This window comes from Paenibacillus sp. GCM10023252, from assembly GCF_042653305.1.
Taxonomy (GTDB): domain Bacteria; phylum Bacillota; class Bacilli; order Paenibacillales; family Paenibacillaceae; genus Pristimantibacillus.
Window position 1 is genome coordinate 13,862 of the sequence record NZ_JBHSHW010000001.1, and the last position, 20,396, is coordinate 34,257.

Here is a 20,396-nt window from a genome sequence, read left to right on the forward strand (position 1 = left end):
GTTACCTGTCATCAGCTACCTCTTGGAGCGATTCTTCGCCGCCAGCAGCCGGTTCATCGTGACATTGGAATCTGGCAGGTTCTGATCTGGACTCTCATCCGGTGTCGTCTGCTTATCGGACTTGGGCACTGGCTGTCCTGCAGGTCGTGTTGCTGGTCTTGATGCAGGAGCTGCAGATGGAGCTGATGGACGAACAAGGGGTTCAGCAGCTGATGCCCCTCCGTTGTTCCCTGAACCGGAATAGAACTCCCCTGCTCGCTTGGTCCTCTCCTGTAGCCTGTTCATTGAAGCAACAGCCCCTCCTGTCTTCACAGGAACGGTTGACCGGTCAGATGCCAGCCGCTGACGCAGCCTCTTGCCGAGCTGCATCCACGCACTGGATAGTGATATCCTCCTAATCGCAATGTCCACTAACCATAGCAGCAAGGCTGCAGCCAGCCATTCATGCGTCATATCATAAGCTTGACGGTAAGGCTTCGGCTCATAGTCATAAGCGAGCGAAGCATCGTCTAACCCGAGCACTCGACCGCCTGTCAGCTCAGCTAGCCTCGCAAGCTTCAGCTTGCCATCGTCGCTTGACAGCCGATACTCAGGAGAGTACGGAATGACGAAGCCCGTCGTTGTCCCTCCTGCTGCTGCTCCACCGGCTCCTCCGGCAGAGGAACTGACCTGTCCAAGGTATACACCAGGCTCTCCGACTGGAAGCGAAGCCTCATATTCGCCTGGAGCAACTGGGATGGGCCGCAATGTCTGCAATTGTCCGCTCTCACCCTGAATAACGGCCTTCATATCGGATGAACCGGTAGTCCGACTTCCCTCTGCCCGAATGTGGAGCTTAGCTTCCTGACCTTCAAGCTTGGCGTCAATAGCGTACGGCTGACTCTCGAATTGCGGGAAGGTCCACTTGATCCACTGGGTGAGCACCTTGGGAAGGTCCGGCCAGCTCACCCACTCCGGGGCCCAGCGACCTGTCAGATCACTCGTCCATGCGACAGCACGGCCAGATCCGTACGCCCATCTAGATAGCAGCGGATCCCCTTCCGGAGTCAAGAGAGCTGTCTCAGCAGTCTCCTTCGCGGTCGTTGCCACATAGGCATTGACCCTCGGCAGTCCCCCCTTCCACAAGCTGCTCCAATTGCCGCCCCTGCCAATCTGCGGAATGAAGGTCTGCTCTACGATATAAGTCCGCGACATGAGCACGGTCTCTCTACTGAATATAGCGGGAAGCGTACTCTGATCCTTCGTAAAATAATACCTGCCCTTCGCTTCCTTCGCGAGCCGCTCCAATAACTGAACATCGGAGCCGTCACCGACCGCTACGGTAGACAGGGTGATACTATGATCCACCATGGATTGGGTTAGCTCGCTATATGGGCTGTTCATGCCCGACTGTCCGTCGGTGAGCAGAATAATGTGCTTGCGCTCAGCGGTTGATTCCAACTGCTTGGTATGGGCTGCATCCAGTGCGGAATAGATCTCAGTCCCTCCGCTTGGCTGAATCATTCCAATCTTGCTCAATACAGACTCTCGATCGGTCAGCTTCGTCGGCTCCACAATCCAAGCAGGAGCCGAGTCGAACGCAAGGACGCCGACCGTATCCTCTTCACGCAGCAGCTCCACCGTTCGCATGGCTGCCTCCTTGGCCAGCTCCAGCTTGCCATCACTCATACTGCCGGAGCGGTCGATGACAAGGACAAGTCCAAGCGAAGGAATCTTCCGCTTGCCCTTCAGATCCATATAGACGGGCAGCGCAGCTTCAATAGGTGTCTTGAAGTAACCGCCCAGTCCATAGCTGTCGTCACCGCCAAGCATAACTAATCCTACGCCGTAATCACTGACAGCCTTGCCTATCCAGTTCATCGGCTTCTCAGCGATGCGTGTAGCAGGTACATTGTTCAGCACAATGCTGTCGTAGGCCGCATATTCAGCTAACTCAACCGACAGCTGTTCAGGCGCAATCGTCGTATGCCCAATGTAGGAGGAGTCCAGCGCAGCCTCTATGTTGCCGGATGAGCCGGTGCGCCCCTCCACGATGAGTACAGCCGGCGGCCCGCTCACCTTGCTGAACGCATAGGAGATATTATTCTGCTCACGTTCATCGCCTGCGGCATAGATCTCGGCTCGGAAGCGATGGAAGCCGGGCTCGAGAGCAGTGCTCTGAAGCGCATATCGATTCTCACCGGCCTGAACATCCACAGTCGTCCTGGATATCTCTCGATTATCGGAGTATAATCGCAGCTCTGCTGAACCTGACAGCGTGCTGTTCACTGCAATCTCGAAGGTGAAGGTCTCTCCCTGTCGAAGACTCTGAGGAACTTGCAGCGACTCAACAGCCATATCGTTAGCTACAGTGGACGATAGAGGAACAACGTCTACCTGAATGCCTGCCTCCTTCAGCAGTCGAGCTTGTCGAAGCATATCTCCTGTATTCTCCTCACCGTCTGAGAGCAGAATGACTCGGCCTCCCCTGGTTCCGCTTAGCAGCCCAGATGCCGTATTCAGACCTCCTGCCAGGTTGGTGAAGTGATCGTTCAGCACCGTTCGGAAGGAATAACCACCGCTGCCCCCTGGAGAATTCGGTGAGAGAGCTCGTTCGACGACCGCGTCTAAGGCGGTCGTTACTATGGCTCCGCGGTCCTTGTCATCTCGTGAAGAATAAGCCTCTTGGATCCATTGTCCGATCGCCGCCTCTGCTTGTACGCTGGCTGAACGGTCGGCTACGAACACCACGTCTCTCTGCTTCACGAGCAGATAGGGCTGCAGCTGAGCTATCGCACTAATGAGCAGCATAAGGATCAGAGTTCGAATAGACACAGCAGCCACTCGACGTCCACCTTGCAGCCGGCTGGTTGCTCTAATGATCCACCAGATCCATAGGCTGCAAGGAATGATTAATAATAATGCCCACGGAGCTTCAGCCTGCATGCCCACGACGGTACACCTCCCATTCCCCCATAATCAGCAGCAGAATCAAGAGTGCCATCCAGCCCTGGATGCTGACCCATTGCTCCAATAGTGCTGACTGCGGCTTGTCCGGAGATGATTCTCGGACTTCACTAGCTGCCTCTGGTGCGAGGAGTTGTTGCTCGGTTCGGGCTAGCTCAGCACTCTCAGCCGCAGCTATTCGAACCGCCATGAACCGGCTGCTAATCACCTTGCCTTCCTCATTGCTCTCTCGGAGCTGATAGAGGCCGGGAATACCGGGAGCGTTCATAGACTGTGCTGCAGCAAGCGGAATGTCCATGTCTACCGGCTGCTTAGGAAGACCGCTTGAAGCATGAAGAGGTATCCACTCGGCAGCTGTGGTACTTGCTTGCAGAGTCACATCTATGGGAGCTCCAGCAGTGGCTGTTCCCAGATGCAGCTGCGAGCCGCCGCTCATCCATTCCACGGCTTGTGTAATCAAGACGGGGAATTCTGGCCGGAGCGGCAAGTCCGTCTCCTGCAGATCGAAGGTGAAGTGAAGCCGGGGATGTCCTTCCTTCATGCCTGCATAGATGGCAGGTACTCCGCCGTAGGTGACGATAGCATCCATCTCTGCCGTACGATCAACCTTCGCCATACGGCCGATATGCGTATCAGTGAAGGACAGGTAGGCGGTAACGGGATGCTGCTTCAGCTGAACCGCGGTGGAGACTGGCGCAGCTTGTCTATCTTCTGCCAAGGATGGATGCTCGATCATCCAGACAGGTCTTGAGTCTAGCAGCTTCGCCCATTGCTTGTCCTTGGAGTACTTGTCCGCTAAGCCGTCTAGCAGTATCCAGTCCGCCTCTGTATCCTTGCCGCCACTTGATGGGACATATTGATCCGGATTCAGCTTCGTCGTCTCCACCCCTGCGAGCTGCAGAGCCTTCTCCAGGAACAGATTCCCCTTCGTAACGAGCATTACCTTCACCTTGCTGGAGGCTGATCCGAAGCTATAGGCTGTATTATCCAGGGAATAGGGATCCCCAGCCTGCTCGATCTCCGCCCGATAATACGCAGCCCCCGGGAGGTTCTGAACGGCTGCATCCTTCCATTCGCCAGGGGGAATGTTGATCGTCTTGCTCGCTGCGGGCTGCTTGTCCTGTTCAAGGTAGAAGTGAACGGTCACGGTCTTCGACTCCGCTGAATCATTGTGAATTGTAGCCGTCCCATCCCAACTATCCTTACTGTCCTTGCTGTCCCCTGCAGCGGTTACACCATAATAGACAATGGAGGTATCATTGTTCGATCGGGTGACAGGTTCTGGAGTATGCACTTGCAGAGGAGCATTCAGCTTAAGCTCATTCATCTCTTCCGCATCATGAACCCGCATATCCGTCCAGTAATGAATCTCTCCCTCTTGCTTGTCACTGTACATAGCGTTCGCAAGAGACAGCGCTGCCGCGTGATCATTGTGACGGTAATCCGGCTCAATCGCGTTCAGCAGCTCCTTCACTTGGCTAGGATTACTGACCTTAGCAGCAATTAGCTGGGGCTGCTCCCCGGACACAATCAGTGTAATCGGCCTGGAAGCAGGCTGAGCGGATACCCAGCTGCCTGCTTCGGCAATCGCTTGCTCCAGCAGCGTTCTATCTCCTAGTGATGAGCGGGCAAGCATGCTGGCCGACCGATCAATGACGATCACGGCTTCACTAGTCTTGTCCGCTGGCCGAAGCCAGGCTGGATTCATTAGCGCGAGCACTAGAAGTACAGCCGCCAGCAGCTGAATCAGGAGCAGCAGCCGACTGCGCAGCCTCTGCCATGGCCGGTTCGCCTCCTGCTCTCGAAGCACTCGGTTCCACAGCATATGGCTTGCAATCGGCGTATCTTGATACGTTCTCTTGAGCATATATAAGAGCAGGATGGCCGGTATCGTTAAGAAGAACAGAGATGATAGCGGGGATAGGAAGTTCATGCTGTCCTCCTTAATGGATATGTAGAAGTCCAGCTTCGACAAGCGTTCGCTGGACCGTATACTCAACTGGTGTATCTGTATCTACGAACTGGTAGACTACACCATGCTCATGACAGATTCTCTCTTGCTCTTGACCGAACACCTTCACCTCATTGCGGTACTTAGCCAGCAATGGCTGGCTGACAGCGACCTCCTTGCCAGATAGCAACTCGCTGTCAATGAGACGCAGCTCACCGGTCAGCTCAGGATTAATCTCTTGGGGACTTAGCAGATGAATGAGGACGACCTCTTGGCCTGTAGAAGCAAGCATGACGAGCGTGTCCGCTAGTCCTTCCTCATACAGAGCATCGGTAATTAACCAGGTCACCCCGGCGCGCTGCGGTCGTCCCCTTGCCGTACGGAACGGAAGGGACATATCTAAGGCGGCAGAGTCTGCTAGCTCTGCTGAACGCTGTTCAGCGGCCGAATGGGAATAAGCGTTCGGAGCCGCATGGCTGTGCTCGCCGAGGAACGTCAGCATCTGCGGAATAGCGCCTCGCCCCCGAAGGATAGGCAGCTCTCCCGCAATTGTATGATTGAATAGCTTAACGGAGAGCCGATCCTCCCCAGACAACGCAGCATAGCCGATGCTGGCTGCCAGCCTTAATGCATAAGAGAGCTTGTTCGTGTGTGCAAGGCCATAGTTCATAGATGGAGATATATCCACATACAAGTGGACATGCAGCTCTTGTTCATCCCAATACTGCCTCACATAGGCTCGGCGGGTACGGCTATATACGTTCCAGTCCAGCCGCCGGATGTCATCCCCGGGTGAATATGGCCGATAATCCGCGAATTCTTGTGATCCGCCTAATGTGGATGAGCGCCGCTTCCCCGCCAGCGTCCCCTTCACTCTGCGTCCCGCTGCGACATTCATTCTCTCTAATTGAAGGAGCAGCACCGGGTCAGGCAAGAGCTGCTTAAGCACCGCTTCCAACGACAGCTTAGCAGTGGTCTCGCTTGTCATCGCTGCTCCTCCAGCACTTGAATAAGCTTGCTCGTAATCTGATCTGTGCTCTTACCTGTCGCTGTCGCTTCGTAGCCGAGCACGATCCGATGCCTCAGCACAGGCAGCGCCGTCTCCTTCAAGTCGTTCCAGGAGAGGTGCAGCCGTCCAGCGAATAAGGCACGAACCTTGCTCACGGCGATTATAGCCTGCAGCGCTCGCGGTCCAGCACCGTACCTGACATAGCGCTTCACTTCCTCAGGTGCATCCGGCTCGGAGGAGTGAGTCATCATCACTAATCTGACGGCTAGATCCAGCACATCTTCCCCAACCAGGACATCCTTAGCCGCACGCTGAAGCACGTTCAAGGTGTCCAGGTTCATGACGCGAGCTGCACTCGTCTTCTCCGAGGATGTCGTTCGTATGGCAATCTGCTTCAATTCCTCACGAGTGGGGTACGCGACGCCGATCTTCAGCAGGAATCGATCCAGCTGTGCTTCCGGAAGCGGATACGTTCCTTCCTGCTCGATCGGGTTCTGTGTAGCCAAGACGAAGAACGGCCGAGGCAGGGAGTGACTCTCGCCTCCCGCTGTCACTGTCCCCTCCTGCATCGCTTCCAAGAGAGCGCTCTGTGTCTTCGGAGTGGCCCGATTAATCTCATCGGCAAGGACAAGATTGCCGAAGATCGGTCCTGGCTGGAAGCGCTGGGAGGATGCTCCCTGCGAGCCGAAGTCTAGCAGTGTCGTTCCCGTAATGTCTGACGGCATAAGGTCTGGTGTGAATTGAATGCGGGAGTACTGGAGGTCCATCGTGTCCGCAAGTGTTCGGATGAGCATGGTTTTGCCAAGGCCGGGTATTCCCTCCAGCAGTGCATGACCGCCCGCCACGATGCACCATAGCAGCTGCTCGACAACCGTATGCTGACCGACAATCACCTTGCCGATCTCCGCCCTCAGTGCAGCAATGTGCTCCGTCATCTCATGAAGCTGTTCCTTCGTCTCTATCATCTTCAATCACCTCATATTAGCTTAACGTTAACGGTTAGGTTGAATCTCTTCGAAGTATTCCTTAACCCGCTCCTGCATGCTCTCCGGCAGCTGAGACCGGCTTAGCGCTTGCTTCGCTTCCGCATTATACTCGCTGAACACTTCGTCATAGGGACGAGTCGTTCCGTCAATCATCGGCGACTTGCCGCCGTACTGGATCTGGCCGCCGGTGGACGGACCGCCGTCTTGCTGGACGTTGCCGGACCCTTGCATGCTGCGCGGCGTCGTCACCATGCTGCGGCTGCCTGCGCCGAGGCCGGCGCCCTGCCCGCCGCTGCCCGAGCCGGTGCCGGTGCCCTGCCCGGCACCACGCCCGCTTCCAGTGCCGGCACCCTGCCCGGCACCAGACCCAGCGCCAGCTCCGGTGCCCTGCCCGGAGCCTGCGCCTTGCCCGGCACCGGGACTCTGTCCGGTGCCGGCGGGACCCGGGCTCGCACCTGCGGCTCCGCCAGGTGCGCCCGGCTGGCCGGCGGCGCCCGCCGCTCCCGCGGCGCCGCTGGGCCCTGCCGTGCCGCCAGCAACGCTCGGCGGCACGGCAAGCCCTTGGGCCGCCAGCTGCTCCGCCAGCGCCTGCCCTGCCTGGGCGAGCTGGCCCGACATGGACCGGGCCAGCGCCTCCAGATCGCCAGCGGTTAACTCGCTGGCGAGTGCGCTCTGCAGCGCATCGAGGCCGTCGCCCTCGCCGCTGCCTCCTGCCCCGGCTCCGGCCGCTCCACTCGAGCCGGCCTCGCGGGCTTGCTGCGCTGCCTGCTGCAGCGCTTCGGCGAGCTCCTTGCTCTGCTCGGGCTGCTCCGCTGCAAGCTTCTCCAGCGCCTTCGCCATCGCTTCGCGCTGCTCCGGGGTAAGCTTCGTCAGATCTTCTCTCAGCTCACTCACCGCATCCTTCATGCCTGCTGTATCGCCATCCTGCAGCGACTGGCCGAGCTTCCGCAGACTCGGCTCGCTGTTCATCGCCGCCGCCGCTTCCGACAGCCGCTCAGCGGACTGCTTCGCGGCCTCTGCCGTCTGCTCCAGCTTCTGCAGCGCCTCCTCCAGCCCCTCCATCGCCTCCAGCGGGTCGCTGCCGCTTGCCTTCAGCTGACTTCGCAGCTCCTCCAGCGGCTGAAGCAGGGCGAGCTCCGCTTCCTTCGGGAGCTCCGCCTGCTGGATCTTGGAGGAGATCTGCTCTGCCTCCTCCTCCATCTCCTTCAGCTGCTGCATCGCAGCAGCCAAGGCCTCAGCCTTATCCTGCATCGGATTCGGCCACACCAGGAGCATTGCTGCTGCTGCCATTGCCGCAGCCAGACCATAGACCATGCTCCGCCAGCGCTGCCAGGCGGGCCAAGGCAGCCGCTCTCTTAGCTGAGCGGTATAGCGAGCGGCCGCCTCTATCGCGGCCTCACGCTGCATGCGCACGATGGGACTAACCTTGTTGGTACCACTCCATGCATCCTCACTGGTTCCATTGCCCGTACCTATACCAGAGGAAAAACCGTCCAATGCCGTACCTATAGCATCCTGAGTATCATCCCGATCCATCGTCCGAGCTGCATCACGTACAGTAGCGAACTTGCTCATTCCTATCCCTAACCCTGCTATGCTGCCGACAGCCGCTAACATAGCCGAGAGCCATCCAGCATTCACGATGGGCAGCAAGCGAGATGTGGTGAGCAGCAGCACAGCGCCGATACTGCCGAAGAGTGTTCCTAGCATCAGATATCGGCATAGCGTGAACAGCGTTAACCTCTTGCGGACAGGTGTCAGCTCCTTCCGCAGTCGAAGCTCTGTATCGTCCTCCATATCGCCATCCCTCCTTATTCCCCTTGCCTATCTATTAACTACGCTCTAGGCCGAAGTCTGCGAATACTGAGCCAGAGCACACCAGCAGAGACCACGGAGAAGATGAGTATCCACTCCTGCCACAAGGCCATCGGCGCATACTTACCCTGCACGTTGCTAATGCTTGATGAGAATATTTCCTCTGTAATGGAAGGCTCTAGAATGCTGTAGAGTGCTGCTGCAGGGTTAAGCGCCATGATGTGCCCAATCCACGGGAAGGAGTAGGGAGGCGTTGACACGCGCGCCACGACTTGCATGACGACTACATACACCAGAGCCGTTCCAGCGAACAGGAACAACGTAACCCCATACGTAACGATGACCGAGATCATCGTCTTCTTGAACAAGGTAGAGAACAGAATACCGAATGAACCCAGCACAATCATGGTGACGATATAGAACATGAACACGAGCAGCAGCTGCTTGGGCGACACACCGCCGTACAAGAAGATCATGCTGTACACCGGTATCGTGCTGACCACGATCAGAATCATGAAGCTAAGGGATGATAACAGCTTGCTTAGAATGATCGTCGCCGAGCTCTGTTGTGTAGTCAGCAGCAGACTTAACGTCTGCTTCTCCCTCTCCCCGCTAATGACGCCTGCCGTTAGTCCTGGAGCCATGAAGGCAATTAGTCCAAGCTGAGCAAGGCTTAACATAATGAACAGCATCTTGCTCTGTTCGGGGTTGAACGCCTGGGTGCCGCCATAGTTCACTTGCGTTAAGTAGATTGCGCTTAGCCCCATTAAGCCGATGGCGAATAGGTAGGCAAGTATGGTCCACATGGAACGCGGAGTCCGCATACGCAGCCGGAACTCCTTATCCAATACCGGGTTAATCAGCTTGGAGCGCCAGCCTCCGCTGACGGACTTGGCCGCAGATTGATTCGTTGTCATTGAAGTCCTTCTCCTCCTCTTGTGATCTCCAGGAACACATCCTCCAGATTCGTCTGCGCTTCGCTGAAGGAGACCAGCTTGAAGCCGCCAGCTACTAAATTATGCAGCAGGGTAGACTGCTCCTCGTCTCCTCCTCCGAAGTGAATCTGAATGCCGCGCTCATCACGCAGCAAATGATGGACGAAGGGCTGATCTCCGAGATAGCTCTCTGCTTCATCCTCACGCTCCAGCAGTCGGATATGAAGGAATCGCTTCACGCGCAGTCGATTCTGTATGTCCGCTACATTACCTCTGGCAATCATCTCGCCATGCTCGATGACGCCAATCTCGTCTACCATTTCCGCAAGCTCAGGCAGGATGTGAGAGGAGATGATGATCGTTTTACCCATATTTTTCAATTCTCTTAATATCTCTCGCATCTCGATTCTAGCTCTAGGATCGAGACCGGAAGCCGGCTCGTCCAGGATGAGCAGCTCAGGATCATGAACGAGACAGCGAGCCAGACATAGCCGCTGCTTCATCCCGCGGGATAGCGTGTCGACATAGGCATCTTTTTTGTCACTTAGATTGACCAGCTGCAGCAGCTGTGGAATTAACTGCTCTCTCTCGTGCTTAGGAATGCCGTAGCTCGCACCGTAGAAGTGCAAGTACTCCGTTGCCTTGAATTGGTCGTATACCCCGAAGAAGTCAGGCATATAGCCGATGCGCTTCCGAACCTCGTTCGGGTACTTCGTCACATCATAGCCGTCTACCTTCGCTACACCTGCTGTCGGTATCATTAACGTTGCCAGGATAGACATCGTAGTCGATTTGCCCGCACCGTTCGGGCCAACGAACCCGAATACCGTACCTTTGGGTATCGTGAGGTCAATCGATTTCAAGGCTTGGAATGACCCGAACGTTTTGCGAAGGCCGGTAATCTCAATCATAGGTACATCAGCCTCAGAGGCTGCGGATATATTCTGTTCGGTCGGAGCAAGTTGCTGGCCGCTGTTCATTCGCTCTTCACGTCCCCTCTCAGCGAGATCTGCGGCAATCTCAGATCCGTATCATTATTAATCGTTACCTTCATGCGAATGACCATGCCTTCCACTAGATAAGGCGCGACCTTCCCAGGATCTACCGGCACATCTACCCACTGTTGCTTCTGTGCACTCCATATGCTCCAAGTAAGGTTCTGCTGCTGAGAGGCCGAATCGATGTGAACCGTCAATTCCTTATACTGGACTGTGCTTGTAGACGGTAGATTATACTCGAATTGCAGCTCTCCCTTCGTGGCGTACATGGCCCCATCTCCGTGATAGTCGACTCGTGTTGCCCCTTGCTCGGTAATGACAGGTGTGACCGTACCGAATGGCAATACCGTCTCCTGCTTCCCATCGGTTAAGTACTCCAGCTTCTGAGTCCACATCGTCAGGTTGTCCGAGCGCACTTCCTTGCCATTCACCTCATACATCGGCTCGTGGTCATAGCTGAAGGCGATGATCTGCGGGGAATTAGGAGATATCCCGCTGTTATTCCGGCTGTTGTTCATCATGTTCTGATAATATTGATCAAGCAGCTCGCGCTCTCTGTGGGCTTCGTCATTCGTGTTAATGAAGCTGCCATTAGGTTGATTGTTGTTCGGGAATATCATATATCCCAGTGGATAATAGCCATTATTCGACAGAGGAGCAGCTGCCGCTGGGAGCTTGACTACTCCGCTCTCCTGCTTGTCTAGTTCCCCGATGGAATAGACTTGTCCGGACATCACGACATGGACATGCTTCAGATGGTGATTCGTCTCATTCGTCACGGTTACTTCATAATCTCCTTGTACCTTGCGCGACTTGATGAGGAAGCTTCCTGCCTGATCTCCAATAGGCTCGCTTGTCACCCAGGCCTTCCTGGTTGACCAATAAGGAACGCCCTGCCAAGTAATCTGCGCAGCATCCTTCTGTGAGCTGACCTTCGTCAGGCCGGCCAGGTCCACTCCCCCTCCCCCCATTCGACCTTGATTACTGCCATAGGAGATGAGAGACTTCTCGTCCTTATACTTGACTTCCACAGTCCCGCCTTGAGGCATGAACACACCAATCGCACCCGTTCTTACCCCGTCACCTCTGCCAGTCAGCTCTACCACTTGAATGTTATGAGCTAGGATCTGCCTCTTGTCGTCCGCACCGAAGTAGAAGATAACGATACCCGTAATGACCGACACAGCGGGAATGAGCCACCATGCCCATTCACGCTTGTCTCTCTTGGCAAGAATGACGTATAGAACCGGAGCCACAATAATCATGTAGATGATGAAAATAACAAGCAGCAGCTTAAAGTCAGGCGGCTGTATCGATGGAAAATAATCAATAATATTTTGCAAGCCGTAAAATAACTGATTGTTGTTCAACCCGCTTGGAAGAGCACTTAAGTTGTTCTTCAGCAGCTTCGCCCATAACATAGGGCTTCCGGACCAGGAAGCTAACGGCTCTAGAGACGGATCGAAAGCAACATATAGAACCGTTCCCTTGCCCATAGGCTTGCTAACCGCGAGGGGGATGCCTCCCTCTGCGAGGAGAATCTGTCCGTCAGCAGCTGTATCACCCTTGGATAGAGTGACCGTGCTGTTCAGCTCAAGCGGCTTCCCGCCCGCTAAGGATAATGTGCTGGCGGAGGTCAGAGAGGCAGTCCCGCCTGGCTTCACTGGTGTGATCGACTCGAACGCTCTCGCCGTCTTGTCATAGCCGGCGCCTCCCGCCAGGACTAGAGTTCCTCCACCCTGAACCCAGCCGTTAATGGCCTTAACCTGCCTCTCGGACCAGCTGGACGTTGCCGTATCATTAATGACAATGGTTTGGAAGGAATCTAGGAGAACGGCTGACTCGGGAAGCTGCTCTTCCTTAATTGGAATGATGGAGACGTTATAGCCTCTCTGATTCAGAGCAGGCAGGAAGTTCAGCGTGTCTGGATCGCGAGAGATAACCCCAATTGTGTTGCTGCTCAATGGATTACTCTCTAAGTAACTCTGTCCTTGGCTATTAAGAATCGGTATACGAGTTCCTGACTTCTTCGACCCTTGGTAGAAGTTCACCTCATTCGTATCCTTATTCAACTGAATGCCTGGCAAGGCGAGCGTGTAGGTCATAGGGGTATGCTTAGGGAGCTCCGCCTCTACAGCATAATCCGTTGTTGTTCCGTCGAATGGCGATAAGGCAGACAGGACGATCTCGCCCTTCAAGTCCTTGTCTGTGTTATTCGTTACGGTCAGTCTTACAGGATACCACTCCTGATCCTTGGTCATTCCGTTGTAGCTTACTTCAGCTTCCATCTGGAGCCGAGGCTTCGGCTCCTCAGGCGCAGCCTGTATAGCCCCGGCGCCCTGCAGCCATATTCCCGCTGCCATTAAGCACAGCAGCATATAAGCGATGGCCCGCTTGCATAGATTCCCATAGTCAATCACGATTCTGCCTCTCTCCATCCTCTATGTATTATATTCATCCTAATATTAACGAATTTTCCAGACCAATAGTTGCTAACTTCTGCCTATATCGACAAAAAAAACCGACGCCATCAGGCGTCGGGTTATTCATTATTGCCTATCATTCTATTCGGTACGTTTAATTGTCCTGTATGGTTGGCCTGGTCCAGCGGAGACGGAATGACTCATACTTACGCTCAGGCGGACACACCTCCAAGCTGCCGAAGAAGCGATGAATGGCATGAATCTGCGAGTCATGCGCTTGCAGCGCCTTAGCCTTCACCTTCCAATACGGTTCAATATCCAGTCGGAAGCTTCCTTCCCCATCGCCCATGCCTTGCACATCGGCATAATATAACCGCTTCACAGACGGACATCTTCCGCTTAGAACCGCCGCTGTTGTTATGTAAGAGATGGCGATATGATCGGGATGCTCGTTGCCCCCGTTCTCTGGGAACGTGTACACTTCACTGGGCTTATGCTCATTAAGGAAGGCTGCCACTTCATCTATGAAGCTGCCCTCATGGACGGCATTCAGCTTCCCATCTTCATGACCTAAATAATTAACGGCATTAATTCCGAGAATATGTGCCGCTTCCGTCATCTCGGACTTCCTAAGCTCTGCCAATTGTGCGTTGCTGTAATGCCCGTAGCTGCCGTTCTTCTTCCCTGCGTCTCCGTAGGTTGCCAGCAGCAGCACGGGATGATTACCCTGATCCGCTAACTGTCTAATGAGCCCGCCGCTGAGGAAGGTCTCATCATCCGGATGAGCGTACACGAATGCTATGGTCTCTCTCATGATGTAACCAACCCCTTGTCTTCATTCTATATGCTAAGCTGGTGCTTCCATCCCGAAGGCTGACCATTCTTCCTTCGTCGGGCCATAGACACCGGATACCGGCAAGCCTGCTCCCCGCATCAGTACCGTAAGTTGACCGCGATGATGGACTTCATGACGGATGAACACTTCTAACGTATAGCCGTTCTTCCATTGGTAGCCGAACACTTCATGCTCCTCTTGCAGAGATTCATCTGTCCACTGAGCGGCAACGGCCTCAAGTACACTCTCCTTAGTCCTGCGATAGGCTTCGGCAATATCGGCTGCGCTTGTAAGCTGCTGCGGCTGGCCATCAGGAAGATTCAGCTGCAGGCCTGTAGGTGCCAGCATGCTGTTCGGCGGGACTAGATGATTAGCTAATTGGCCAATCGTGCGTCGTTCGGGATCGATTGAATATTGAAGGGATTCGTCAGTTAACCGATCAAGCAGGCGCTGTGTAGCTTCGGACTCATTCGTATAATCCTTCACGAAGTCTTCAATAGTTGTGAACATGGACATGGTAACAGCCTCCAATTCATTATGGGCAGTGATGGGATACCGTACGTCAATCCCTCACATACAATATACACGACATTGACTGACAGCATACTGTCAGTCATGATACATGCCATACATGATTGAATGCGCATGCTCTGTTGATCTTCGGCACAACGGTTCAAGCCGCTGCCAAGTGAGTATCTCCACCTGACAGCGGCTTAAGGGCAGCCATTGCTGGCCTCATGCAGCAATTGAACAAGCCGGGCACGTCTCGCTAATGTCTAGAGGACACCTTCCAGGAACAGCAGATTGCGATAAGCGTACTTGCTGCTTCTATACTTGAAGGTTAGCGCTGTGCCCGAACTCTCTACTTGAACACTCTTCAGTGCGCTGCTCTTCACCTTGGAGCGGACAATCCGCTCCAGATGATCAGAATGACCGTCCCGAATGCTCCTGACTACTGCCTCTCTGTAAGCTGGACGATAGGCCAAGGCTCTGTAATACGGTATGACAGCCCTCGCAAGCCTCCGATGCACATTCGTCTGGAACTTGAACTGCACTGTACCAGGGGGAATCGTCGTTCCGTTCGTGTATCCATAGTCTGAGCCTCTGAATCCGAAGGTAATGAAGTATCCGATACCGTTCGTTCCGTAGGCCAGCCTCCCTAGCTCAGCAGACACTTCACTGAGGAGCTTCTTCATGCTGTCTAGATCTGCATCTACCACTGCTGCGCTCCACTTAGCCGCATAGGCCGGCCTTGAAGCTATCGCTTGATAGAACGGCAGCATCGTCCTAGCTACCTTGCGCAATATGGCTGAGCTTACTTGCTGTTGCGGCCTTCCCTTCCCCACCCTTGAAGCAGTGGCACACTTCGGCCGCTTCATGATTGGTCTTACCCGTGAGGTCAACAACACGGTTGATGGCTTCATTAGCCCTACTCCCCTCTCGGAGATGATGGATCATCATCTATTCATGCTCCCTATAGACTATGAGTCACTGGGCCGAGAGGATTGGGCGGACTGCTAAGCGAACCCTCATGCTTGCTGGAGATTCTTGAACTGATTGTAGAACATCTGGCGGTAGACGCCTTCCTGGAGGATGAGCTCATCATGTGTACCTTGCTCCACGATGGCTCCGCGGTCTATGACCATGATTGAATCTGCATCTCTAATCGTATTCAGGCGATGTGCAATAATGAACGTGGTTCGCCCCTTCATGATCTGGTGCAGCGCATCCTGTATATGAAGCTCGGTTCGAGTATCTATGCTGCTGGTAGCTTCATCTAGAATGAGGATAGATGGCTGCGCCAGGAGGACTCGTGTAATGGCAAGCAGCTGACGCTGCCCCTGGCTCAGATTGCCGCCGTTCTCCGACAACAGAGTATCGTATTGCATGGGCAGTCTGCGGATGAATCCATCCGCATTCGCCATTCTGGCCGCCCTCACAATCTCTTCCTCTGAAGCTTCTTCCTTCCCATAGCGAATATTCTCCTTAATCGTCCCTCTGAACAGATAAGTATCCTGCAGGACAATTCCGAAGCTCTGTCGAAGGCTACCGCGCGTGTACTCGCGTATATCTCTGCCGTCAATCATGACCTTCCCGCCTGATAGCTCATAGAATCTGGTCATCAGATTAACGATTGTCGTCTTGCCAGCCCCAGTCGGTCCTACGATTGCAGTCCTGGTTCCGGCGCTTGCTCGGAAGCTAATGTCCCTCAGCACCGGCTCTCCCGGCTTGTAACCGAAGCTGACTTGGTCGAATATGACCTCTCCTCTAGGGTGAACCAGCTCCACCGAGCCTGCCTCATCGGATACTTCCTCCGATTCATCCAGCACCTCGAATACCCGCTCTGCTCCTGCTAATCCAGATTGAAGCACATTGAACATATTCGCCAGCTCATTAAGCGGACGAACGAATTGCCGGGAATAACTCAGGAAGCTGGCAATGACACCGATGGTGATCATCTCCTGAACAGCGAGTATTCCGCCGACAAGCGCGACTGCAGCGAAGCCAAGATTGTTAATGACACCTAACAGCGGCATCATGAAGCCGGACCAGATCTGCGCCTTCGTCCCGACCTCTGTCAGCCTGTCATTCCCTGCCTTGAACTCCTGAATGACCTTCTCCTCTCGATTGAAGGCCTTCACGACAGTTAACCCGGATATGGTCTCTTCCATGAGTCCGCTTAGATGACCAAGCTCCGATTGCTGCGCCTTGAACAGCCTGCTCGTCCTCTTCGTTACGGTTCGAGCCAGCAGGTATACGAGAGGGACGGTAAGCAGGCAGGCAAGGGTCAGCAGAGGGCTGAGGACAAGCATCATGACGAGAGAGCCGACGATGGCTATGCTTCCTGTAATCAGCTGTGTAATGGATTGCGAGATCGTCGTGCTTACATTGTCCGTGTCATTGGACAGCCTGCTCATCACTTCTCCGTGGCGATGCGTGTCGAAGTACAGCAGAGGCAGCTTCTGCAGCTTGTCGAACATAGCTGTCCGAAGCGACCTCACGATCCTCTGAGCAATTCCGGCCATCAACCAGCCTTGCAGGAAGGACAATACTGCATCTACAGCGTAGGCGGTTAGCAGGACAGCAAGCACCAGTTGCAGCAATTCCCAGTCTACTTCACCTGGTCCAGGAGCCATGGCATCAATCGACCGACCTATGAAGTAGGGAACGAGCAGGAGGACTAGCGCGTTCACCAGGATAAGGGTGAATACGGCACCTAGCCTTCCTCTCTCCTTCCCTATGTAAGTCCATAGCCTAGCTAATGTGCCCTTGAAGTTCGCGGGCTTCATGACAGGCTTGCCCCTTGCTGCGGCGTAGCCTGAGCCTGATGGCAGTGCGGAAGGCGGCATAGGAGAGGCATTAGCAGCAGACTCTGCGCGTCTAGCCTCCGATGGGTTGTCTGCCCCCTGCTTCATGGGCTAATTCCTCCTTCCCTAGCTGAGACCGGTAGATCTCCCTATAGACGTTACACTCTTGCAGGAGCTCCTTATGGCTGCCAATGCCTGCAACCTCGCCATCCTCTAGGACAATAATCTGATCTGCGTCCATGACGGAAGTAATGCGCTGAGCAATGAGGATACAAGTGAGGTCGCTGGCATAGCTCCGCAACGACTCCTTGATGGCCGCTTCCGTCGAGGCGTCTACCGCGCTCGTGCAATCATCAAGGATGAGAATCTCGGGCTTCCGCAGCAGCGCTCTTGCAATAGAGATTCTCTGCTTCTGCCCCCCTGATAAGTTGACGCCGTCTTGACCAATTCGAGTATCGTACCCGCTCGGGAAGTCTTGGATGAAGGCATGGGCTGCAGCAAGCTGAGCGGCATGCTCCACTTCCTCATCTCCGGCCTCCTCATTGCCCCAGCGAATATTGGCTCTAATCGTTCCGGAGAATAAGACGGTCTTCTGCGGCACGATGGCCACCCTCTCGCGGAGAATAGCAGGATTCAGCTTGCGCACGTCGACTCCGTTCACCCGAACCATGCCGGAGGACGTGTCATAGAATCTTGGAATGAGCTGCACCAAGCTCGTCTTGCCTGACCCTGTGGAGCCTATCAGACCGATCGTCTCGCCTGGCTTACAGCTAAGCTGGATGCCCCGCAGAATCGGTTCGCCCGATTGGCCCGCATAGGAGAAGCTGACATTGTCGAAGGAGATGTGGCCTCGTCCCTCCATCTGCTCTGCAGCGTCCTCATCCCATGTCATCTCATTCTCTGCAGCGAATACTTCACGGATACGCCCGGAGGAAGCCTTAGCCCGAACGTACATATTCAGCACGAAGGAGATCATCATGAGGGAGAATAGGATCTGCGTCATATAATTGACGAAGGCGACCGTCTGGCCTACGGGCATCTGCCCCCCATTGATCCTCATACCGCTGATCCAGATTACAGCAGCGATACCTAGATTAACGGTTAAGGTAATGACAGGGTTGAACACGGCCATGGCTCGAACAGCAGCTGCGGCCTCCTCCTGATAATGTTCATTGCTGCTATTGAACTTAGCCGATTCGTAGTTAGAGCGGCCGAATGCCTTGACGACACGAATGCCCGACAGATACTCGCGCATCGTACTGCTGAGGAGATCCATTGCCTGCTGCACTCGCATGAATCGGGGGAATCCCATCTTCATATTGAGCGCGATGATTCCTCCGACAATAGGGACGACGATGACAAGCACGACTGCGAGCTGCGGATTCAAGTTCACCGCCATAATCAAGCTGCCTATGCACAGCAGCGGTGCCTTGACGAAGATTCTCATCATGCCGTTAACGAAGTTCTGTACTTGCGTCACATCATTCGTCAGTCTCGTCACGAGGGAGGCCCGGTCGAAGCGATCGATGAGCCCGAAGGAGAGCGTCTGTATATGCCGGAACAAGTCATATCTCAGCTCAGAGCCGAAGTTCTGTGACACTTGGCTCGCAATGATGTTCCGCCCTGCCGCCGCTAACGCCCCGCCTGCGGTAAGCAAGAGCATAATGCCCCCGAGGCGAATGACCCCACTTATATCCCGTTCCGCAATGCCTTCATCTATGATGAGCGCCAGCATCGCAGGCTGCAGCAGGTCAACGGCAGCTTCGCAGGCTACCAGCAAGACAGCGAGGCAGAATCTGTTCCCATACTTGCTCCTATACTTGCTTAAGTATCGAATCGCTCATCCCCCCTCCTTCGCCGCGAATAATCCGAGTACATATTCCAGCGCCTCCAGCTCATCCCGGCCTCGTGTGCGCAAGCATACGATCGAGCCTGCCTTAATGGGCAGCAGCAGAATGCCGAGTAGGCTCTTCACATCAACGGTATGATCCGAATCATTGTACGTGAAGGACAAGATAATATCCGAGATGAAGCGTGACGCCTTCACGGAGATAGCAATTAACTCCTCGCGTTCCAGATCAGCAGCAATGCGGAATTCATGTACTCGCATAGCATCGGCCCTCCACCCTTTTTGTGCAAGCGGTTACAAGTCAAACATTGTATGTTCTATTATAGCAGTCATTGATTGATCTATTAACAAAAAAATAAAAAAAGAGCAAGACCTCAACCAGCTAGGCCTTTGCTCCCATTCTAATAGTTAATGGCATAAATAATAACCGGGGTTAACTAAGCTGGACGTAAGATGTGCCTCTCTCCAGATGAGGAATTCCCTTGTCCTTAGCCGATTCCCGGTCAATCATGCAAATACGCTGCAGCCAATCCTCCGGGCTAATGAGGGCATTCTCTGCTTGGACTAGGCGATCGGCATGCTCAGTAACATTATCATAGCTGCCAAGCTTGCGAACGACTGCGACATACTTCACAACGAGTTGCCTAGCTGCTCCCGGGTTGTAGTTATACCTAGCGACCAGCGCGTCCACAATTCCGCGTTCATAGAGACTCAGCCGAATATTCGTTGTCATAGTAGATCCACCTTCCTCCTGCATAGATATTGTACCCAACGAGCCGAAGAGCTGACTCCCAGTCCTCCGATGAGAAGACTACTTGATTGCCAAGCCGCAGAGAATCAAGCCTTCTTCCTCTGGAACCCCGTGTTATCTGATCATAGAACCACGGGACATCCTTCTTCAATTGTACTGCTTCTACGATAATTTTACCAGTATCGCTGTCCGCCATTGGACCAATAATCAGATCCGGATGACTCGGACAAGGATCGGCTCCCTTCTCGTTCACGAGTCGGTGCTTCATAATGAATTCAGCCCAAGCAAGCGACTCGCTGAGGAAGATTAAGGGCTCGGTTCTCTCCGGAATGGAGGTCAGCTCAAGCTCCAGCACACAGGCAAGTTGTTCCTCGAACAGTGAGCTGCGAGCAGCCTTCATCGCCCACTTCCTCGCTTGAGCAGCTGATATCGTCGTGTAGAACCCTTCTCCGAAGTCGCGGCCTGTACGCCAATATCGACTGTCAAGCAGCTTCCTCTGGAAGGCTGGTACGAGCTGGCTAGTTGTGCCATGGTATAGCCGCTGAGGTGTAATAATATCCATCGTTCGTGTAGGATCTCCCTATATGAAG

16 protein-coding genes are annotated in these 20,396 nt (G+C 54.4%); all 16 read right to left on the reverse strand.

Annotation, left to right across the window (positions count from 1 at the left end; all coding sequences use genetic code 11):
* Positions 1-15: 15 nt before the first annotated feature.
* The 16 genes from ACFO9Q_RS00080 to ACFO9Q_RS00155 all read right to left on the reverse strand — a co-directional run bounded on the left by ACFO9Q_RS00080 (position 16) and on the right by ACFO9Q_RS00155 (position 20,368).
* Positions 16-2,925 carry a VWA domain-containing protein gene (locus tag ACFO9Q_RS00080; protein WP_379177988.1) on the reverse strand — a complete coding sequence of 970 codons (2,910 nt, stop codon included), beginning with the start codon at positions 2,923-2,925 and terminating at the stop codon, positions 16-18.
* Positions 2,915-4,879, reverse strand: coding sequence for a VWA domain-containing protein (locus ACFO9Q_RS00085; protein WP_379177395.1), 1,965 nt, complete (start codon positions 4,877-4,879; stop codon positions 2,915-2,917). The genes ACFO9Q_RS00080 and ACFO9Q_RS00085 overlap by 11 nt, the downstream gene beginning before the upstream one ends.
* 10 nt (positions 4,880-4,889) lie before the next feature.
* Positions 4,890-5,885, reverse strand: a complete 996-nt coding sequence (locus tag ACFO9Q_RS00090; protein WP_379177397.1) for a DUF58 domain-containing protein — start codon at positions 5,883-5,885, stop codon at positions 4,890-4,892.
* Complete coding sequence (locus tag ACFO9Q_RS00095; RefSeq protein WP_379177399.1) at positions 5,882-6,871, reverse strand: AAA family ATPase; 990 nt, start codon at positions 6,869-6,871, stop codon at positions 5,882-5,884. The genes ACFO9Q_RS00090 and ACFO9Q_RS00095 overlap by 4 nt, the downstream gene beginning before the upstream one ends.
* A 27-nt stretch (positions 6,872-6,898) precedes the next feature.
* A complete protein-coding gene (locus ACFO9Q_RS00100) occupies positions 6,899-8,689 on the reverse strand; it encodes a hypothetical protein (protein WP_379177401.1) in 1,791 nt (596 codons plus the stop codon).
* Positions 8,690-8,727: 38 nt separating this feature from the next.
* Positions 8,728-9,624, reverse strand: a complete 897-nt coding sequence (locus tag ACFO9Q_RS00105; RefSeq protein ID WP_379177403.1) for an ABC transporter permease — start codon at positions 9,622-9,624, stop codon at positions 8,728-8,730.
* On the reverse strand, positions 9,621-10,553 hold the full coding sequence (locus ACFO9Q_RS00110; RefSeq protein ID WP_379177990.1) for an ABC transporter ATP-binding protein: 933 nt from the start codon (positions 10,551-10,553) through the stop codon (positions 9,621-9,623). The genes ACFO9Q_RS00105 and ACFO9Q_RS00110 overlap by 4 nt, the downstream gene beginning before the upstream one ends.
* Positions 10,554-10,618: 65 nt before the next feature.
* Positions 10,619-13,060: a hypothetical protein gene (locus tag ACFO9Q_RS00115; protein WP_379177405.1), complete on the reverse strand. Its 2,442-nt coding sequence runs from the start codon at positions 13,058-13,060 to the stop codon at positions 10,619-10,621.
* Between the two features lie 157 nt (positions 13,061-13,217).
* Positions 13,218-13,877 (reverse strand): PIG-L deacetylase family protein, encoded by a 660-nt coding sequence (locus ACFO9Q_RS00120; protein ID WP_379177407.1) that lies wholly within the window; start codon positions 13,875-13,877, stop codon positions 13,218-13,220.
* Between the two features lie 33 nt (positions 13,878-13,910).
* Positions 13,911-14,414, reverse strand: coding sequence for a DinB family protein (locus ACFO9Q_RS00125; protein WP_379177409.1), 504 nt, complete (start codon positions 14,412-14,414; stop codon positions 13,911-13,913).
* A 260-nt stretch (positions 14,415-14,674) separates the two neighbouring features.
* A complete protein-coding gene (locus ACFO9Q_RS00130) occupies positions 14,675-15,322 on the reverse strand; it encodes a hypothetical protein (RefSeq protein ID WP_379177411.1) in 648 nt (215 codons plus the stop codon).
* A 105-nt stretch (positions 15,323-15,427) separates the two neighbouring features.
* A complete protein-coding gene (locus ACFO9Q_RS00135; protein ID WP_379177992.1) occupies positions 15,428-17,248 on the reverse strand; it encodes an ABC transporter ATP-binding protein in 1,821 nt (606 codons plus the stop codon).
* A 31-nt stretch (positions 17,249-17,279) separates the two neighbouring features.
* The gene (locus ACFO9Q_RS00140) at positions 17,280-19,043 is read right to left on the reverse strand and encodes an ABC transporter ATP-binding protein (protein ID WP_379177994.1); all 1,764 of its coding nucleotides are present in this window, start codon (positions 19,041-19,043) and stop codon (positions 17,280-17,282) included.
* Positions 19,044-19,046: 3 nt separating this feature from the next.
* Positions 19,047-19,316 carry an HPr family phosphocarrier protein gene (locus ACFO9Q_RS00145; protein ID WP_379177413.1) on the reverse strand — a complete coding sequence of 90 codons (270 nt, stop codon included), beginning with the start codon at positions 19,314-19,316 and terminating at the stop codon, positions 19,047-19,049.
* Positions 19,317-19,488: 172 nt separating this feature from the next.
* Positions 19,489-19,788 carry a hypothetical protein gene (locus ACFO9Q_RS00150; RefSeq protein WP_379177415.1) on the reverse strand — a complete coding sequence of 100 codons (300 nt, stop codon included), beginning with the start codon at positions 19,786-19,788 and terminating at the stop codon, positions 19,489-19,491.
* Positions 19,757-20,368, reverse strand: coding sequence for a DUF3990 domain-containing protein (locus ACFO9Q_RS00155; protein WP_379177417.1), 612 nt, complete (start codon positions 20,366-20,368; stop codon positions 19,757-19,759). Before ACFO9Q_RS00155 ends, ACFO9Q_RS00150 begins: the two co-directional genes overlap by 32 nt.
* Positions 20,369-20,396 lie beyond the last annotated feature (28 nt).

Excerpts from the sequence above, each read along its gene's own strand:
- ACFO9Q_RS00145 (WP_379177413.1), bottom strand. The coding sequence starts at position 19,316 with ATGCGAGTACATGAATTCCGCATTGCTGCTGATCTGGAACGCGAGGAG.
- ACFO9Q_RS00135 (WP_379177992.1), bottom strand. The coding sequence starts at position 17,248 with ATGCCGCCTTCCGCACTGCCATCAGGCTCAGGCTACGCCGCAGCAAGG.
- ACFO9Q_RS00130 (WP_379177411.1), bottom strand. The coding sequence starts at position 15,322 with ATGAAGCCATCAACCGTGTTGTTGACCTCACGGGTAAGACCAATCATG.
- ACFO9Q_RS00100 (WP_379177401.1), bottom strand. The coding sequence starts at position 8,689 with ATGGAGGACGATACAGAGCTTCGACTGCGGAAGGAGCTGACACCTGTC.
- ACFO9Q_RS00080 (WP_379177988.1), bottom strand. The coding sequence starts at position 2,925 with ATGCAGGCTGAAGCTCCGTGGGCATTATTATTAATCATTCCTTGCAGC.
- ACFO9Q_RS00090 (WP_379177397.1), bottom strand. The coding sequence starts at position 5,885 with ATGACAAGCGAGACCACTGCTAAGCTGTCGTTGGAAGCGGTGCTTAAG.
- ACFO9Q_RS00125 (WP_379177409.1), bottom strand. The coding sequence starts at position 14,414 with ATGTCCATGTTCACAACTATTGAAGACTTCGTGAAGGATTATACGAAT.
- ACFO9Q_RS00155 (WP_379177417.1), bottom strand. The coding sequence starts at position 20,368 with ATGGATATTATTACACCTCAGCGGCTATACCATGGCACAACTAGCCAG.
- ACFO9Q_RS00110 (WP_379177990.1), bottom strand. The coding sequence starts at position 10,553 with ATGATTGAGATTACCGGCCTTCGCAAAACGTTCGGGTCATTCCAAGCC.
- ACFO9Q_RS00095 (WP_379177399.1), bottom strand. The coding sequence starts at position 6,871 with ATGATAGAGACGAAGGAACAGCTTCATGAGATGACGGAGCACATTGCT.
- ACFO9Q_RS00150 (WP_379177415.1), bottom strand. The coding sequence starts at position 19,788 with ATGACAACGAATATTCGGCTGAGTCTCTATGAACGCGGAATTGTGGAC.
- ACFO9Q_RS00105 (WP_379177403.1), bottom strand. The coding sequence starts at position 9,624 with ATGACAACGAATCAATCTGCGGCCAAGTCCGTCAGCGGAGGCTGGCGC.
- ACFO9Q_RS00085 (WP_379177395.1), bottom strand. The coding sequence starts at position 4,879 with ATGAACTTCCTATCCCCGCTATCATCTCTGTTCTTCTTAACGATACCG.
- ACFO9Q_RS00120 (WP_379177407.1), bottom strand. The coding sequence starts at position 13,877 with ATGAGAGAGACCATAGCATTCGTGTACGCTCATCCGGATGATGAGACC.